Source organism: Ktedonosporobacter rubrisoli (genome assembly GCF_004208415.1).
Taxonomy (GTDB): domain Bacteria; phylum Chloroflexota; class Ktedonobacteria; order Ktedonobacterales; family Ktedonobacteraceae; genus Ktedonosporobacter; species Ktedonosporobacter rubrisoli.
Window position 1 is genome coordinate 6,468,130 of sequence record NZ_CP035758.1, and the last position, 17,903, is coordinate 6,486,032.

The following is a 17,903-nucleotide window of genomic DNA, read 5'->3' on the forward strand; positions in this document are numbered from 1 at the left end:
CTTACCTTCTTTGCTTCTGTTTACTCTGGAAGGCGAGCCTGAAATAGGTGAAAGCTTCGTGTTCTTTCCCCAACTCCTCAAGGAGCTGTGCGTACTGTACAGACTCGTCGGCTAGTTCTTCGTGCTGACCCAGGCGCTCTAGCATATGCAGGCCGGTAACAAAATTCTTGTCGCCCTCCTCGTAGCGCTTGTGTGCATACTGGATGCGCCCTAGAGTGATGTGTGCCTCTGCACCGATGAGCGTATCGCCGAACTGCGCCGCCAGTTCGTTAGCCTGCAGAGCATTTTTCTCGGCTTCGTCAAGGGCCTCACAGGTCAGATACCACTCGGCGTTATGAATGCTCACGCTAGCCAGGGCCAGATGATCGCGCTCGACGCTCTCTTGCTGGAGAGCCGTATTGAGATAGGCACGCGCCTCTTCGCGGTCTCCCTTCATCATAGCATGGCCGAGATAGTGATGGAGTTGACTTCTTATATGCGTAAGATCTAACTGGGTATGCAATTGCAAACACTTATAAGCATACATCGACGCAAGATCATACTCTTTTGCATCTGCATAATTTTGAGAAATATTCCAGTAGACTGCTTCTATTGCTTGAGGACCGGCTAGCTCTTCTACGATAGAGAGAGCCGTATTAAACATTTGCTGGGCCTGCTCGAAGTTTTCCAGATGGGTATAGTGTTGTCCCATATGCATATACACTTCTGCAGTGAAGAATGGATCGCGCGGTTCTACATTTTCTAGCAGATTAAGGCAACGCTGATGGGATAAAATGGCCTGGGTATAATTGCGCATAGCCGCATAGGTAAGGGCTTGTAGATTGAGTATGCGCAGGTGCAGGTATGATGCGTTTAAGTCCTTAGCCAGCTGTAAGGCCTCGGAGAGCGTGTACTCGCCCTCCTGAAAACGCGCAGCTTTAAGATAGGCCCAACCAAGCAGATAGCGATGTTGAAGTTGTTGTTGACGTTTTAAACGTTTTGTCGATAATTTGCTTAATTGGGTGATAGCTTGCGCGGCTAATCCCTGCCTGATAAAAATATCGGCCTCTAAGAGCGTGATTTCCATCTCATCATCTTCGCGCTCAGGCGCGTTCAAGGCAGAGTTGAGGCGGTCTTCTGCCTGGGCTCGATTCGGGAGTAGTTGGGTAGACGAGAGCCCGAGCCGTCCAGCTAGAATCTCTAAGGCACGCAATGAGGGGTGAATCTGGCCGCGTTCGATTGCCGATATATAGCTTACAGAAAAATCGGGAGCGGCAAGCTGGCTCTGGGTATAGTGCTGAGCAATACGAGCAGCACGTAGTTTTTCCCCCACAGATTTTCCAATTTTGCTTGGCAATGGTTCAGGGGACATGGCTCCTCCTAGAAAGTGTAATGAGCATAAGAGTCAATAAATAAAAAAGTAATGTTCAAATGTATTGTAAATTACACTTATGTTTTGTGTCAATATGTTAGCGATATAGAAGTTAGAGAGATACTTATACAGTTTTGCTTGTGTACAAGTAAAGTTCTGATGGTAGTTGCTGCCCCAGGATGAGATCGCATGATAGAATGATCGCAGACAAAGTGGGAGATAAAAAAGCAAGTATGGTGTATTAAAGCTATCATACGGTTTTTTACAAATCGCTTGGAGCTTTGATTTCTAGTGCATAATTCGCTGCTGCAAAGGGGAAATCAAGGCCAGTGGCGCGCTTGCATGGGCACTAAGGGAGCAATGATACATTGTATCTTCTGTGTAAAAAATTGTCAGCTAGAGCTAAAAAAAACTGGTGCCCTGGGATAAGAGAGGTGACAGCTATTACTGCACTCCCTATTAATAGGTATTTTCACAGAGACAGAAAATACTAGTAGAGTCCTCCACATCTTGCCCAGCTTCGGGTATAATTGAGCGAATAAGGGAAGGGCTTGCTCATGCTCATTGATGTGCCGCCTTCAGTGGAGAAGAGAGGAAAGATTGAGGTGCCCCCTTGGCAATCCTGCTTTAATAAGACAGGTTCGTTAACAAATTGTTGTTTGAAACAGGCTGAAATCATCTGGGAGTCGATGCTATATGTTTCGTTTTCTAACTGCAGGCGAGTCACATGGACCATGCCTGACAATGATAGTGGAAGGTTTGCCGGCCGGATTAACTGTGGAGAAAGATATAATTGATGCCGATTTGCGGCGCCGGCAGGGCGGCTACGGACGCGGTGGGCGCATGAAGATTGAGAAGGATGCTATCAGCTTTCTCTCAGGGGTGCGCCATGGCAAGACGCTTGGCTCACCGATTACGCTGCAAATCGAGAACCGGGACTGGGTGAACTGGGAGGAGCGTATGAGTGCAGAGCCGGTTGAGGCGGAGATAGAAGCTGTCTCGCGCATTCGGCCCGGGCATGCTGATTTTACGGGGGCCATCAAATATGGGCATAAAGATGTACGCAATGTGATTGAGCGTTCCAGCTCGCGCGAGACGGCATCCCGCGTGGCGGTGGGTGGTCTCTGCCGCCAGTTCTTAGGGCAGTTTGGCATCAGCGTGCATAGCCATGTGCTTTCGGTGGTCGAGGTAGGCTACGAGGAGGAACGCGCGATGACGCCAGCTGCGTACCCTGAGGAGATGTGGGAAGCTGTCGAGGCTTCGCCGATGCGCTGTGCCGATGAGGCCTTGACCGAGAAGATGATTGCACGCATCCTGGAAGCCAAGCGCACGGGGGATACCTGCGGCGGCGTTTTTGAAGTGGTGGCCTTCGGGGCGCCAATTGGTTTGGGTAGCTATAGCCAGTGGGACCGCCGCTTAAGCACGCGCCTGGGCATGGCGATGATGAGCATTCCTTCGGTGAAGGCTATGGAGATCGGGGCAGGCTTTGGCGCTACGCGGGCAACCGGTTCGCATGTGCACGATGTCTTGCGCCACGCTGAGGATGGGAGCTGGTTCCATCTAACTAATAACGCTGGCGGCATCGAGGGCGGCATTACCAATGGCGAGCCGATCGTCGTACGCGTGGGAGTCAAGCCTATTCCTACTCTGGCCCATCCTTTGCCTTCGGTGGATCTTGCCAGCGGCGAGAATATCGAGCAGAGCCGCTATGAGCGTAGCGACGTCTGCGTGGTGCCGGCGGCCGGCGTGGTGGGTGAAGCGATGATGAACATCGTGCTAACCGAGGCGCTCATCGAGAAATTTGGCGGCGATAGTATGGAAGAGATGCAAAAGCATTTCCGAGCTTGATGGCCATGAGCTGCTTACACTTCTCTTGCAGCTCATATATGCTTTTCATACATATACCTACAAATATATAGGACTAACTGGGCAGTCTCCGTTGAGGATACTTGCCAATGATGAGCGTCAATGCTACATTCTCTTGTAGATATATTACACCGCAAGGAAGTTTTGAGATGGATATAAGTTCCAGTATCCGCAAGCTATCTCTATTGTTCATGGCGCTATTTATGGCGCTGAGTGGTGGAATAGTGTACTGGCAGGTTGTGGCGGGTCCGCAAGTGGCGGCCAACCCGCACAATGGCCGCCGCTGCCTCAATAACGTGGCGCCAGTGCGTGGACGCATCTTTGATCGCAATGGAGTACTCTTAGCGGAGTCAAAGCCTGCGCCCGGCGTATGTGGCTACCTGCGCCATTACACAGAGCCATCGCTAGCAGGCCTAATTGGCTACTATATCAGTCCGCTCTATCCTGCAACCGGTATTGAAAATGCCTTTGACGATTACCTGAGTGGGCGCCGGGGTGCGACGCAGATTGACAACACGCTTAACCAGCTGCTCCATCGTCCCCCGGTTGGCGATGATCTCTATCTTACCATCGATGTGCGCATCCAGCGTATCGTCGACCAGCATTTTGATGATCCGCTTCCCGCCGGAATCGATAACGTCAACACCTTTGCCACCCAGAACGGTTCGGTAGTCGTGACCAATCCACACACTGGCGAGATCCTGGCCATGCTCAGCCGGCCTGGCTATGATCCAAATAAGCTCGTTTCGACGGTGGCCGCTGGCAAACTTGATTATTACAATCAACTGGCAAGTGATAAGAATCAGCCCTTGCTGGAGCGCCCGCTTCAGGCCGCTTACGTCCCCGGCTCGACCTACAAGGCGATGACGCTACTGGCGGCCCTCGATTCCCACACAACGACGCTAGATCAGCAGTTTGATCAGTTCCATGCCAAGGGTCCTATCAAGCTAGGTGAACATATGGTCGGCCCAGACCACAACCTGGATGGCTATACCGTCCGCTTCCCTGTTAACACGGAGTATGGATTTGCCCATTCCGATAATGTGATCTTTGCGCAGTTGGGAGTCAATACGGGCGTGGATACCTGGCTTGAGTATAATAAGCGCTTCTACGTGGGCCAGAAGCTTCCTTTCGATCTGCCTGTGCAGACAAGCACTGTGACTAAGGATGGTCAGCTAGATGTCAATACGCTTGCTGATAATTCGTTCGGGCAAGGTGTAGATCTGATCACGCCGCTGCAGATGTCGCTTATTCAGAATATTATTGCCAACAATGGGCAGCTCATGCAGCCGACGATCATATCAAAAATTACCGATCAAAACAAAACTCCCGAGATGGTTACCAAGCCTCAGCCACTGGGTTCGCAGCAAGTGAGCAACCAGGCGGCAACTGACGCACGCAGAGCAATGTATGGCGTGGCGCACTGCGGCTCGGGCCTGCCAGCCAGGGTTACGCTGGCGGCTTCTCCCTGGGGCATTATCGGCAAGACCGGTACAGGCGAGATCGGCGGGGGACAACCGGCGCAAGCCTGGCTGATTACTGCCGCCCCCTATTCGGTCACGCAGCCCGATCAATTGCCGGCGCTAACTATCGTGGCGATGAAAGAGCATGGTGGCGATGGCGGTGCCAGCACAGGCCCGATGATCTCGGCGATGTATAACGATATCTTCACAAACGTGATGAAGCTCCAGCAGCCGGAGCCAATCAATCCTCGCTATTGCTGCAGCGAGCAGTTATTGCAGCTTGGCTGCTAACAAGAGTTGGGGCGCGCCAAGCTTATCTATCCGGCGCGCCCCTTCTTATCTCCATTGCTCTCTTCCTATCTCCTCACTCAATTTCCTTCCCGCTAGCTGATAGTCTACCCACCAATCTTGCTATGGTCCTGTTTCCATCCCCCTTTCCATTTTATCCGTAGCTGCTAAGGGTGCGCCCGCAGCCGAGGTTTGGGGACGCGTCCCCAATCTCCCCCTCCCATCTCCCGGCGCTAGCTTTCTGAGCCTTGTAGAGGTCCTGTTTCCATCCACTTTCCGCTTCATACGTAGTCGCTAAGGGTACGCCCGCAGCCGAGGTTTGGGGACGCGTCCCCAATCTCCCCCTCCCATCTCCCGGCGCTAGCAAATAAGCCCTGTCTTGGTCCTGCTTCCATCCCCCTTTCCGCTTCATACGTAGTAAAAGAGAATAGTAAAATATGATCTATTTGAAGACTTAAAGCAAGTTTAGCTATACTCCGCAAGATAGTGAGGAGGAATCTCTTATGTGTGGCCGTTTCACCCTTACAACTGATATCAACGCGATTGCCAAAGCCTTTAACGTCGCGCCCTCTCTGCAGACGCAACCGCGCTACAATGTAGCCCCGACCCAGAATATCGTCTCTGTCCTGCGCGACGGCGATACCCATCTCGATTGGTTGCGCTGGGGGCTGATCCCGAGCTGGGCAAAAGATGAGAGCATCGGCTCCCGCATGATTAACGCGCGGGCCGAGACGCTGGCCGAGAAGCCAAGCTTTAAGCGGCTCCTGCGCGGACGGCGCTGCCTTGTCGTTGCCGATGGCTTCTACGAATGGAAGCAGGAAGGCAAGACCAAGACGCCGATGTATATCACAATGAAGGACAAGGAACTGTTCGCCTTTGCCGGATTGTGGGATGTATGGAAGAGCCCCGACAATGAGATCGTGCGCTCCTGTACCATCATTACCACCGAGCCCAACGAGCTTATGTCCACAATCCATAATCGCATGCCGGCCATTCTCACGGGCGAGGCGCAGCAGGATTGGCTCAATACCGATGAGCACGACGAGCCATTTTTGCTGAACTTGCTCAAACCATTTTCCACGGATGCCATGGAAGCCCGGCCCGTCTCGCGCCAGGTTAACAATCCGCGCTACGATAGCGCTGAGCTCATTGCTTAAATGCGCTATCAGCAAATGAAGTCAAGACAAGGAATTAAACGCGGCCTCGTCCCGCCTCAGCAGGCCTACCTCTGCAAGCAGGTTTGCTGAATTTGCTCTGGGAGGCAGGCTTTGACCCCATCCTTTGCTGTATAATTGCAATATATAGTCTTACCTATTCAGTAAAGGAGAGCGATTCTATGGCTATTTCCCCGGGATCTACACTTATCGATCATGTAATTCCGGCCAGGGCATCTCGTAGCGCGAATCTGCTGCAAGATGCTCTTCTTGTGATTGGTGGCAGTCTGCTAGTGGCGGCCTCCGCACAGATCTCTATACAACTGCCCTTTACTCCGGTGCCGATTACTGGCGAGACCCTGGCCGTCTTGCTGGTTGGGGCAGCACTGGGCAGCAAGCGCGGCGCGCTGGCGATGCTGATGTATCTGGGCTATGGATTTCTTAATCTGCCGATATTTGCCGGTGGCAAGGGCGGCTTTGCCTATATGACAGGAGCGACCGGCGGCTATCTGCTGGGCTTTGTCGTGGCGGCCTTTGTGGTTGGTTGGCTCTGCGAGCGCGGCCTGGAGCAAAGCTTCCTGACCTCTGTCCTGGCCATGCTCCCAGGATCTGTGATCATCTATGCGCTGGGCGCAGGCTGGCTGATGTTTCTCTTCCATCTTAACCTGGCGCAGGCTTTCCTACAGGGCATTCTCCCCTTCATTGTGGGTGATGTGCTCAAGCTAGTGATCGCGGTTGCTCTGCTCCCCACAGCCTGGTCAATCATGCGGCGCGTGCGGGCCGAAAGATAGGTTTTGCTGCTCAAGCGTTCGGGCGACCTGTGTGGTCGCCCTTATTGTATTTATAAATCCCAGGACCGCATTAGGTAAACTTGGGAGCAGAGAGTTATTATAGGCGCGATTGCAGCCGGATCAGCTTGCGCCCGGCTCCCACGGGAGTAATCCCGGCCAGGGAGCGAATCGCGTCGATAGCTTCCGGGGCGTTGCGCACAAATTCTACGCGCGCCGGGATCTGGGCCTTGAACTCCTCCACGGTCATATCATCAAGGAAACGCACGCCGTCGTTATCAAGCATGACGCGCGGCAATATCACAAGATCGCCGGGATTGTTCTCTTGCAGGGTAGCCAATACATCCTGCCCGCAGAGCAAACCGGCCACTGTGACTTCAGCCCCAAAGAAGCGATTGATGACCGGCAAGACCTGCACCTCGACCTGTTCGATGCGGCGAATATCCTCGGCCAACTCCTCGATAACCGGGAGAGCCATCTTACTTGTCACCAGGGTAACGCGTTGCGGCTCGGGCAAGCTCGTCGGCAAGCGACGTCTTGCGCGCTCCCATTGGTCGATCAGGAAACGCGTCATGCCAACGCCATTCTCGATCTGAGCATAGGTTCCATAGTGACGGGCCGGCGGAAACTCGCGCTGGGTGAGAAAATACCACTCATCCGAAAGATAGACAAAAGGATTGCCCTCGGGATCTGCGGCCTCAAACTGGCGCTGATAGACCTCGACCTGCTCAATAACTGCATTCGCCTCCTCGCGCGTAAAGTGGCGCAGGGGAGGAAGGTCGCCGGTCTTGATCATATTGTTGTATTTGGTCAGGCCCACGGGTACGACTGAGATAGATTCAACGATGGGACGCAGCTCGGTAAGCTCCCGAATACTGCGCGCAAGCTGCTCGCCGTCATTGATTGTCGGGCAGAGCACAAGTTGAGTATGGCAGCTGATGTGCATATCGCCAAGCCGCTTGATATGCCCGATAATATCGCCGGCGCGCGGCCCATCGACCATCTTGCGCCTCAGTTCGGGATCGGTGGTATGCACCGAGACATAGAGCGGGCTCAGTTTTTGCTCATCGAGGCGTTGCCAGTCAAGTTCTTTCAGGTTGGTAAGCGTGATAAAGTTTCCAAACAGGAACGAGTAGCGATAGTCGTCGTCTTTAATGTACAGCGAGGCGCGCATGCCATGCTCAAGGCCTGGCTGTGCGGCGAAACGCTCTGGCAGTCCCTTAATAAAGCAAAAAACACATTTATTGGCGCATTGGCGAATAAAAGGCGCCGGCTCTTCGCCAAACAAGACGCCTAGATTCTCGTCAATAGTTTTGTTAATCCGTACCTCGCGCTGCTCCTGCTGACGATCAAAGCCGACTAACAGCTCTTCATCCGCGACGTAGAATTTATAATCGATAAGGTCGCGTATCAAGTGCCCATTGATTGTGCGAATAAGATCGCCCGGCTGCAAGCCTGCACGGTCGGCCGGGCTCTCGGGCACCACTTCACGCACCCATCCGTATAATTTTGGCATAATTTTTCCTCGATATATAGCAAGGGGATATGCGATGTCTGTAGTTAGACTGCTCTGTTCCTGCCTGTAGTTTACGTAATTCTATATATCCGAAGAATTATAACCTCTCTGGAGGGAATCGTCAAATAGAGTGGCCCATGCTCAGGGCTTTTTAAATTTCCTTTTTTTGCCCCACCCACCCTATGAGAGGAGAGTATGGGGACAATCCGCTAGGTCGCGGCGCACCCCATGCCCCGGCAGAGGACTTGCCGTCCTCTGCACTCCTGCGAAAAGTAAATAGCCCTGGCCCATGCTGCAGCAAATTATCTGGAACAGCAAGAATTTCCTAGTAGGCCTGCAACAGGTGAGTTATTATAGTATTACGTCTAAGGAGGCCTGTGCGCTGTTCGAGGCCAAACTGAGGATTCTGACTGAAGGCACGAACAAGCAAAGAAGTAGAGAATAGTAGATAAATTGCACAGCAATGGAGGTATGAATGGCTACACTTGAAGAGATAGTGATAACCTACGTCTCGGCCTGGGCCGAGACCGACGAGGGGGTGCGACGCGCCTTGTTAAAAACCTGTTGGGCCGACGAGGGCATCTACAGCGACCCCACAGGAGAAGCCGTGGGGCGCGAGGCACTGCTTCACCACATTGCAGGTTTCCTCAAGCAGTCTAACGGGTACCGTATCCTTTGTACAAGTGGAGCTGATGAGCATCATAGCCGAATTCGCTTTACCTGGGCATTGGTGGACTCCGAAGGGCGACGGGTCTCGGATGGCATAGACTTTGGCGAAGTAGGCCCCGATGGCCGCCTGACCCGTATTACCGGCTTCTTTGGTCCACCTCCAACACTCCCTGCTTCCTGGCCGGCAGACCTGACCCTTTCAAGCGAGCAGGCCAATGGGAAGAGAGGCTGAGAGCAGAAGGAGGGGACAGGTAGCTCTCTTGCTCTGAGAGCTACCCAGGTCAAGATGAGATCAGGCGCAGTACTGGCGTAGATAGCGCCCGGTCAGCGTGTGGGGATCTTTGAGCAGCTGCGTGACGGTCCCCTCAAAAATGATCTTGCCACCATCGCGTCCAGCTCCCGGCCCCATCTCGATAAGCCAATCGGCGCGCGATATGACGGCGAGATTGTGCTCGATTACGATCACCGTACTGCCACTGTCCACAAGGCGATCGAGCAGGGCAATGAGATTGTCAACATCATGCATATGCAGGCCCGCCGTTGGCTCATCAAAGACATAGATCTGCGGAGTATTGCCAAGCTCGATGGCAAGCTTGAGGCGCTGCCGTTCGCCGCCGGAAAGAGTGCTCAACGGCTGCCAGAGCGTGATATAGCCAAGGCCAACATCTTCGAGCGCCGTCAAAATCCTGGTCAGGGCCGCGTTGGTGCTAAAAAATTCCCTGGCCTCAATCACCGACATCTCCAGGACATCGCTAATTGAGCGGCCCTGCAGCTTATAGGCGAGCACTTCGCTTGTGAAGCGCTTGCCACCGCAAGACTCGCAGGTGCTGATCATCGGGTCCATAAAGGCCAGGTCTGTATAGATCAGGCCCAGGCCCTGGCATTCGGGGCAGGCTCCCTTCGAATTGGCGCTGAAGAGCGAGGCGCTCACCTTGTTCTCTGTGGCGAAGCGCTTGCGAATCACATCAAGCATTCCTGTATAGGTCGCCAGGTTTGAGCGTCGGGAGCCGCGAATCGGACTCTGATCGATAGAGACGATCTGGGGATAGCGTCGGGGCAGAACTTCTTGCAGCAGCGAGCTCTTGCCTGAGCCTGCAACTCCGGTTACCACGCTCAGCACGCCTTTGGGCAAGCTGATACTCACATCGTGCAGATTGTGTAGCGTGGCATGCTCGATGGTGAGCTTACCAGTTGCAGTTCTGGGGTTGGTCCTGGCCGGCTGATAGTTGTGCAGATGGCGACCGGTGAGCGTATTCGCCTTGCGTAAGCCGGCCGGATCTCCCTCATAGACGATCTGGCCGCCGGCGCGGCCCGCACCGGGTCCCATATCCACAATATGATCGGCGATAGAGATGATCAGCGGATTGTGCTCAACAATCAGGACTGTATTGCCCTTATCGCGCAGCTGGCGCATCAGGGTATTAAGCCGCTGGATATCATGAGGATGCAGTCCCGCGCTCGGCTCGTCGAAGATGTAGGTTAGATCAGTCAGGCTGGAGCCCAGGTGGCGCACCATCTTCACGCGCTGTGATTCGCCACCTGATAGCGTGGAGGTTTCCCGATCAAGGCTGAGATAGCCCAGGCCAATGGCTATCAGATCGTCAAGCCGCGCGCTCAGCGTCGCCAGCAGCGGAGCCAGTGTGGGCTCATCGATGGCGCGCACAAACTGCACAAGTTCGCTGACCTCCAGCGCCGCGCACTCGGCAATATTCTTGCCCTTGATCCGACAGCTTAGCGCGGCCTGGTTGAGCCGTGTGCCGTGGCAGAGGGAGCAGGGAGCAAAGGCCACGATCTTTTCCAGCGCCGCCCGCATATGTGGGGCCATCTGCTCGAAATTCTTTGTAAGATAGAGCCGCTTGAACTTGGGAATCAGCCCTTCGTAGTTAGCATTCACCGTCCCCAGCTTCACTCTGCTTTCGACTCCATTGACAAGCTTATCCCACTCCTCAGAAGTATAGTCGCGCAGCTTCTTGGCAGGATCGAAGAAGCCGGAAAAAGCATAGATATTCCAGAACCAGGAGCCGACGACGAAGGTAGGAAACTGGATGGCGCCCTCCTTGAGGGATTTATCGCGATCAAGGAGCACTGTGAGGTCAAGCGTCGCGGCTTGCCCCAATCCCTGGCACTGTTGACACATCCCCTGCGGATCGTTGAAGGAGAACATCTGCGCCCCTCCAATGGAGGGCTGACCCAGGCGCGCATAGAGCCGGCGCAGCACTGCATAGGTGTCGGTTATCGTGCCTACCGTGGAACGCGAATTGCCTCCAAGGCGCTTTTGATCGATGACGATGGCCACCGAGAGATTGCGCAGTTCCTCGGCGTCAGGCTGGGCAAAATGGGGCATAAAGTTCTGAATGAACACTGTATAGGTCTCGTTGAGCAGCCGCTGAGATTCGGCGGCAATCGTATCAAAGACCAGCGAAGATTTGCCGGAACCAGAAACGCCGGTAAAGACTGTAAGTTTATGCTTAGGTATGTTCAGTGATACAGACTTCAGGTTGTTCTCACGTGCTCCTCTAACCTCTATAAATTCATGCATAGCAGGGTTTCTCTCCTTCATCAATTGCTTCATGGTCGCTACTCTTTAATATAGGGTGCATTGACTAAACGAGACTGGCCAATCCCTTGCTTTAGACAGCACACCTAATGTACAACACAAAAGCAAGAGTTTAAGGTTGGGCAGCGAAAAAATTGCTCTGCCTGGCCATATTTGAGCTCGATTGTCTGAATTGTTGCCGCGAAAAGAGGGCAAAATGCTTCTTCTAGCACTTGAGGGTTTTGCCTGAAGCTTAGTAAGCATTCAGGGACCATTGCTTTGGCGCAGGCGGTTTTGGCTCATAATAAGCGGGGGCAATACTTGGAACGTGCCTTTGATCCTGACAGTATAAAGAAAAGTTTTGGCTTGCCATAGCGCCTTCCCAGGACCAGGCCAGGTAGACGCCTTTTCCCCAAGCGCACGAGAGATGGGATTTGGCACACGAAATCCCATCTCTCAGCAGGCGATTTCTACGCTCAAGCGCGGGAAGAGAGAACGTTTACGCCAGCAGCAGCCTGGTAAGCTCCTCCGGCATTGAGAAGAAAGGAGCATGGCTGGAATTCAGCGTGTAAACCTTCTGGCAGGGCGAGGCAGCATACATTTGGCGCTGGCACTCAATGGAAATCGTACGATCCTGCAGGCACTCAATATAGATTCTAGGGATGCACCCGAAATTCTCAGCCGTCTCATGAATGATTGCATTAAGGGGCTGGATAGCCTGGGGACGTACAAGATTCACCGCACGCTCGATATCCTCCTCAGAGCAATCGGCGTAGAAGATCTCTCGTAGCTTCTCCTTGGGAAGGCTCAGCGAGATTCCGGCCTCATCCGGCGTGAGATTCGCCGTGGCGAGGGAACCAGCATCCTTTTGACCATATTGCAACAGGTATTCTCCGTCGCGCAGGAGAAATGCGCACAGATAGATCAATTTCTGAACTTTTTCGGGATATCTTTCAGCCGCTTCCGAGACAGCCACTCCTCCCATACTATGCCCGACCAGAATCACTGGTTCCGACTGTTCAGCTAGCACGTCTCCAACGCGGCGGGCATAGAGATCTAGGGTGACCTCCGAGACTGGTGTCTTGTCCTGGCCATGCCCTGGCAGATCAAAGGTGATAACGCGGTGGCCAGCCTGGCGAAGCAAAGGGGCAACCTTGTCCCAACACCACATTCCATGCCATGCTCCGTGAACGAGTACATAGGTGCTCATTATAGATTCCTTTCTGGAGCGCTCAGCTCCTTGAAACTTTTATAACTTGTTAGTAAGCGCGGCAGCCAAAGAAAAGTTTTGGCTTGCCGCGGCGCCCACCCGATCAGGCCGGGTAGGCGCCTTTTCCCCAAGTGTGCGAGCGGCGGGATTGAGTACGCCCAATCTCACCTTCTGGCAAACGACTACGGCGCTCAAGCGCGGGGTAAGAGAGTGCATTTATGCCCAAAGCTGCAGTTTGGCGAGTCCCTCCGGCATTGAGAAAAACGGCGAATGACCGGCATCCAGGGTATACACCTTCTGGCAGGGCAAGGTAGCATACATCTGACGCTGACAGGCAATAGAAATCGTGCGATCCTGCAGGCACTCAATATAGATTCTGGGGATGCGCCCGAAATTCTCAGCCGTCACATGAATGGGTGCCTTAAGGGGCTGAATAGCCTGGGGACGTATGAGGTTCCCCGCACGCTCGGTATCCTCCTCAGAGCAATCGGCGTAAAAGATGTCCCGCAGCTTCTCCTTGGGAAGACTCAGCGAGATTCCCTTCTCATCCGGCGTGAGATTCGCCGTAGCAAGGGAACCAGCATCATTTTGAGCATATTGCAACAGGTATTCTCCGTCGCGCAGGAGAAACGCTGTCAAGTAGATCATTTTGCGGATTTGGATTGGAAACCTTTCGGCCATTTCTGAGACAACGATGCCACCCATGCTATGGCCAAGCAGGATAACCGGTTGTGATTGCGCGGCCAGCACTTGCCTGGCACGCTGGATATATAAATCCAGAGTGACCTCTGAAAGTGGGGTTTTGTCCTGTCCGTGCCCTGGTAGGTCAAAAGTGATGACCTGATGGCCGGCCTGACGAAGCAAAGAAATTACCTTGTCCCAGCACCACATTCCATGCCATGCTCCGTGAATGAGTACGTAAGTGCTCATCTAGATTCCTTTCTGGAGCTCTTTTTGTATTTCTCAAGCTCTAAGCTCGTAATAAGCGAGCTTTGATGGCTAGAGTGTAGCATAGACATTCGAAAGCACACAAGCTTCGAATGAGATAGGTAGGCTCATTTCGGGGGGATGAAAGGCGCCTTATAGCTGTGCATAAGGCGCAAAATTATAGGATAAGTGTAGCAAGAAGCCGCTAATGTGGATCGACAAACACTATGTTTGTGAAGGAATACCGCTGAGTTATCTCATTGACATTGGCGGGTCCCTTCAAGTATTTACCCGAGAGCTTTTTTATTTATTACGGCTTCTCAAGCGGCGACTGGCATCCTGGTGTACTACCATCCATGCACATTCCCAGGACCCAGTGCCAATTCACGTTCTTATCTTCAGTTATATCAATTACCACTGTCCTTGAAGCGTTATTTAATGCTGGAAACAATTGTGATACGCTCGCCGGCGTAGCTGCTCCACATGGAACTGTATACGTCACAAGGGCAGGAATACGATTCTTATATTTTTCAGAAAGCTGGTATGCATGCATATCAAGCGTCACATACACATTGCCCTGCCCGCGACAGATAAGATGTAACTGCCACGGCCGATCAGGGTGAAAATCAGGTGGAAGCGAATAAGCGGATGGGACCAGAATCTTTCCTCCAGTGCCAGCAAACTCACCAAGCGAGACCTGACCTCCTGGGAGCGCTAACACGGGCAGGTGCAAGTCAGGTGGTGGAGAAACTGGGTAGGACACAATCTTTAATTTCCAGGAAGTGGCAGGATCGATTTTTATCTGCACTTCATATACGGTGTATGTCAAAGTATATGTGCCCTCTCCAACACCCATCTCAACTCCATTTAACTCACTCTTGAGATCCGAGCACGAACCGAAGCCAAACTCAAAGAGTTTGGGATGATGCCAATCATCATCCCCGGAGTCACCGAGTAGAGGATAGGCATTATACAAAGCTACAGAACTCTTACCCGGGCCATCACAGGAAAGATCGATATGCACGCCCCTCCCCCGGGGCACGGCCAGGTTCAGATGCGAAAATGTCTTGCTACCGGTACCCTTAAACTCAGCCAGCACAGGCAAGTTGGTTCCCCCCGATCCGCTCTTACTTTGTCGGAGAGCCTGGAACAGCACAAGCGTGCTGCTAACAAGCAGAAGAACAACTGCAACAGCTATAATCCCGCGTGCCCCTCTAGCCCAAAGGCTGTTCTTTCCATTGCGCCCGGGTGAGTAGCTGAATCTATTCCGCGCTGATCTCATATTGCCTACCTCTCCGGCAACTGGAGAGAGGGGAGATATCAACAAAGGAGGTCTCTCCCTTGCTTCGTAACAAAGCAAGCGCTCACGTACACGTAAAAGGGCCTGCTCACGCCCTTCTACTCCATCAGCATCAGTACGGCGATAGGCCCGACGTAGAAAAGCGATAAGCGCCTCATTCTCCTGTTGTCCCTCTTCAGGAATTTTCTCATCAAAAGGTTGCATGTCTATCTCTCCTCTCGTGTACTGAGCATAGCCGCACGTAAAGATCGCAACGTGCGAGAGAGTAGTTTACGGACGGTCCCTTCGGTCGTCTGAAGCAGGGCTGCGATCTCTTTAAAGCGGAGATTATTGCTATAGCGCAATTGGATCACCTGTTGCTGTTTCAACGGTAATGCTTCCAAAGCCCGATGAAGGTTTGCATAGTCTTCCTGCCGTATGATCTCTCGTTCTGGTGTGAGTCCTTCATCGATTGCCTCCAAAGCCTCTTGCAGAGGCAGAAGAGCTGTACTGGCCTGCTGCCTTCGGTAGCGATCAACGATTTTGTTATGCGCCACCCGCCGCAGCCAGGCAAGTTGCTGCACAGTAGATAGATCATCGAGCACGTTGGTTTTCAGAGCAGCGATAAATACTTCAAGAAGGATGTCTTCGGCATCCTGCTGGTTTGCCAAACGCCTTGACACATAGGTAAATATAGCGGAAGCATAACGATCATAGAGTGTAATGATCGTATCTTCGTCTTGCCTTTCACCTTTCTCCAGGGGCGGCATACCCATACTTCGTTCCTTCCATCAACTGATCAAAGGCCTGATCATAGGTGTCTACAGCGGCGCCTAGAAAGATCGAATTATGCTACTGCATATCCAGGCTAGCAGGAAATTTAGTGAGTTTTCCAGGAGAAGGCAAGGCTTATTTTACCGCCTCTCAACGCTCAAACTTTTAGAAACCCGCTACACGCATCTGTGATGTGCCACTGCTATCTTGTCTATCGTCGTAATGGCGAAAACGAGGCACCAATAGCCAGGCACGGTGAAGCAAGGCGAAGACATTTTGAATTGAGGAATTTGCAAGGAAGGTCAGTTGTGGACCGAAGATGCCAGCTTATCCAGTTAGCCATACATCAATCTGCAGATCTGCGAAAAATACGCCTATCTGGTCACATCATGCACTTTGGCATAATTAAGCCGGCCACGCTGGCCGGCTCCTTCAGTGCCGTGTTTATCACTATGAAGCGCATGGATCATTGGTTATAATTTCCTCCCTCAGCTTCCATGCACATTACAGGATTGTCAATACATCAAGGAGACATCTTATTGGGGATCGATTTTCAAACCCATGGCATACGAATCAAAGAATTCGCCGCGCACGTATATTTCGCGGGCAATATGGCCTTCCTTGACAAAGCCATACTTTTCATAGAGGCGGATGGCGCTTAGATTGTCGGCCCGCACGACAAGATTGATCTTGCGAATCGTCCCGTTCTGTCTGGCCCAGGCGATCAGATAACCCAGCAGGCGGCTTCCCAGCCCGCTACCCCAGTATTTGCGCAAGATAGAGATGCCAAACACGCCTGCATGCTTGAAGCGCAGGCGCTTGCCGGGAGTGAAGGACAGGGCACCGGCGATTTCGCCAGCGACATCGGCTATGAGATATAAGCTGTTGGGATCTTTAGCATATTGGCGCAGAAACTCGCGCTCCTCTTCTACACTCACACCAAAGTCACTGGAGCCGAAGCCGAGAAAATCAGTCTCGCCAGCTACCTGCTCGAAGTAAGCCACCAGTTGTTCAGCATCCTCCGGCATCCCGAGCCGCAGGGTGAGCGGAAGATCATTTTTCAGGGTTATATGGAGTGGAAGTTCTAATTGCTCATCAGGCATTAGTTAAATCGCTTTCTTTTTGTGATGCATCCCTTCAGGTGAGGACAAGGGAAAAGTGGTCTGCGACGACATGGAGCACGGATAATCAGATCCCAACATTCAAGCTTGTTTTCCCCATTCACACAACTTTTCCAGAACTGGCAAGAGCGTCTCCGCCTTCTCTGTGAGGCTGTACTCGACTTTAGGAGGAATCTGGGGATACTCTTTCCGTTTGACGATGCCATCGGCTTCCAACTCTTTAAGTTGTGAGCTCAATGTTTTATAAGTAATCGCGCCCAGTTGTCTTTTCAGGTCATTAAAACGCACCGGCTGGCTTTCGGCCAGGAGGTAAATAATAGCCATTTTCCATTTGCCCCCAATAACTGACAATGTATAAGCAAAGGGCGTCTCCTTGATATTTTTAGCTTTGCCTTTATAGTCAGCCATCCCCATTTTTACACTATCCTTTCTGATAGTACCTCTCAAAAAGCGCGTACTTCTTTAAAGTTTGTACTCATTTTATACTAAGCCTTACATCGAAGTAAAGGAGAGGGGAAATTGGGATCTTCTTCGCCGCCTGCGGACGGCAGCATGGGAAGATGCTGGGGCTCAGTCCCAGACCCCAGTCAAGGGGCCGCTACCCCTTGCATCCCCGCTTTTCTCAAGCTTACTTTGAAGTAAAGGGAAGATAAAAGCGCTTAAAGGGCAAGAAAGCATTGCATAAAGCGAGCCCGTTCTATGCAAAAACGCGACGCTGCGCATAGCCGAATGGTCCTGCTTATAAAAATCCAAATTGTTCAGGTAAGCCTATGCAGCGGCCTGAGATGGGCGCTGAGGCCTGATAAAACTTGTTTTCTTTATGTATTCTCGTTGCTGAGAAAATCTGATATAATCCTTTTAACGCTCAGATAAAATACCTTCATAAAGGTGCCAAAAAACTTTCCGGGATTTCTATCATGCGAACAGGTTATGTCTGTTGTATCAAGTTACGGGGGATAAT

At 52.4% G+C, this 17,903-nt stretch carries 15 protein-coding genes; 6 read left to right on the top strand and 9 right to left on the bottom strand.

Annotation, left to right across the window (positions count from 1 at the left end; all coding sequences use genetic code 11):
* Window position 1 precedes the first annotated feature (1 nt).
* Entirely contained in the window at window positions 2-1,351 is a 1,350-nt protein-coding gene (locus tag EPA93_RS28130; RefSeq protein WP_129890701.1) for a helix-turn-helix transcriptional regulator, read from the bottom strand.
* A 696-nt stretch (window positions 1,352-2,047) separates the two neighbouring features.
* Here EPA93_RS28130 and aroC point away from each other — a divergent pair.
* The 4 genes from aroC to EPA93_RS28150 all read left to right on the top strand — a co-directional run bounded on the left by aroC (window position 2,048) and on the right by EPA93_RS28150 (window position 6,913).
* Entirely contained in the window at window positions 2,048-3,199 is a 1,152-nt protein-coding gene (gene aroC / locus EPA93_RS28135) for a chorismate synthase (RefSeq protein WP_129890702.1), read from the top strand.
* A 167-nt stretch (window positions 3,200-3,366) separates the two neighbouring features.
* Complete coding sequence (locus EPA93_RS28140) at window positions 3,367-4,971, top strand: peptidoglycan D,D-transpeptidase FtsI family protein (protein ID WP_129890703.1); 1,605 nt, start codon at window positions 3,367-3,369, stop codon at window positions 4,969-4,971.
* Window positions 4,972-5,471: 500 nt separating this feature from the next.
* Complete coding sequence (locus EPA93_RS28145; RefSeq protein WP_129890704.1) at window positions 5,472-6,125, top strand: SOS response-associated peptidase; 654 nt, start codon at window positions 5,472-5,474, stop codon at window positions 6,123-6,125.
* Between the two features lie 179 nt (window positions 6,126-6,304).
* Entirely contained in the window at window positions 6,305-6,913 is a 609-nt protein-coding gene (locus EPA93_RS28150) for a biotin transporter BioY (RefSeq protein WP_129890705.1), read from the top strand.
* A gap of 97 nt (window positions 6,914-7,010) precedes the next feature.
* Here EPA93_RS28150 and EPA93_RS28155 read toward each other — a convergent pair whose 3' ends face one another.
* Window positions 7,011-8,426, bottom strand: coding sequence for a DUF512 domain-containing protein (locus EPA93_RS28155; protein ID WP_129890706.1), 1,416 nt, complete (start codon window positions 8,424-8,426; stop codon window positions 7,011-7,013).
* Window positions 8,427-8,901: 475 nt separating this feature from the next.
* Here EPA93_RS28155 and EPA93_RS28160 point away from each other — a divergent pair, with 475 nt between their 5' ends.
* Complete coding sequence (locus tag EPA93_RS28160) at window positions 8,902-9,327, top strand: nuclear transport factor 2 family protein (RefSeq protein WP_129890707.1); 426 nt, start codon at window positions 8,902-8,904, stop codon at window positions 9,325-9,327.
* 60 nt (window positions 9,328-9,387) lie between these two features.
* Here EPA93_RS28160 and EPA93_RS28165 read toward each other — a convergent pair whose 3' ends face one another.
* The 5 genes from EPA93_RS28165 to EPA93_RS28185 all read right to left on the bottom strand — a co-directional run bounded on the left by EPA93_RS28165 (window position 9,388) and on the right by EPA93_RS28185 (window position 15,823).
* Window positions 9,388-11,634, bottom strand: a complete 2,247-nt coding sequence (locus EPA93_RS28165) for an ATP-binding cassette domain-containing protein (RefSeq protein WP_129890708.1) — start codon at window positions 11,632-11,634, stop codon at window positions 9,388-9,390.
* 496 nt (window positions 11,635-12,130) lie between these two features.
* Window positions 12,131-12,841 carry an alpha/beta fold hydrolase gene (locus tag EPA93_RS28170; protein ID WP_129890709.1) on the bottom strand — a complete coding sequence of 237 codons (711 nt, stop codon included), beginning with the start codon at window positions 12,839-12,841 and terminating at the stop codon, window positions 12,131-12,133.
* A 216-nt stretch (window positions 12,842-13,057) separates the two neighbouring features.
* Window positions 13,058-13,771, bottom strand: a complete 714-nt coding sequence (locus EPA93_RS28175) for an alpha/beta fold hydrolase (RefSeq protein WP_129890710.1) — start codon at window positions 13,769-13,771, stop codon at window positions 13,058-13,060.
* A 307-nt stretch (window positions 13,772-14,078) separates the two neighbouring features.
* Window positions 14,079-15,272 (bottom strand): hypothetical protein, encoded by a 1,194-nt coding sequence (locus tag EPA93_RS28180; RefSeq protein ID WP_129890711.1) that lies wholly within the window; start codon window positions 15,270-15,272, stop codon window positions 14,079-14,081.
* A 2-nt stretch (window positions 15,273-15,274) separates the two neighbouring features.
* Window positions 15,275-15,823, bottom strand: a complete 549-nt coding sequence (locus tag EPA93_RS28185; RefSeq protein WP_129890712.1) for an RNA polymerase sigma factor — start codon at window positions 15,821-15,823, stop codon at window positions 15,275-15,277.
* 306 nt (window positions 15,824-16,129) lie between these two features.
* Between EPA93_RS28185 and EPA93_RS48600 the strand changes: the two genes are divergently transcribed.
* The gene (locus EPA93_RS48600; protein ID WP_165423444.1) at window positions 16,130-16,300 is read left to right on the top strand and encodes a hypothetical protein; all 171 of its coding nucleotides are present in this window, start codon (window positions 16,130-16,132) and stop codon (window positions 16,298-16,300) included.
* 57 nt (window positions 16,301-16,357) lie between these two features.
* Here EPA93_RS48600 and EPA93_RS28190 read toward each other — a convergent pair whose 3' ends face one another.
* A complete protein-coding gene (locus tag EPA93_RS28190; protein ID WP_129890713.1) occupies window positions 16,358-16,924 on the bottom strand; it encodes a GNAT family N-acetyltransferase in 567 nt (188 codons plus the stop codon).
* Window positions 16,925-17,023: 99 nt separating this feature from the next.
* Window positions 17,024-17,356, bottom strand: coding sequence for a winged helix-turn-helix transcriptional regulator (locus tag EPA93_RS28195; protein ID WP_129890714.1), 333 nt, complete (start codon window positions 17,354-17,356; stop codon window positions 17,024-17,026).
* Between the last annotated feature and the right edge of the window lie 547 nt (window positions 17,357-17,903).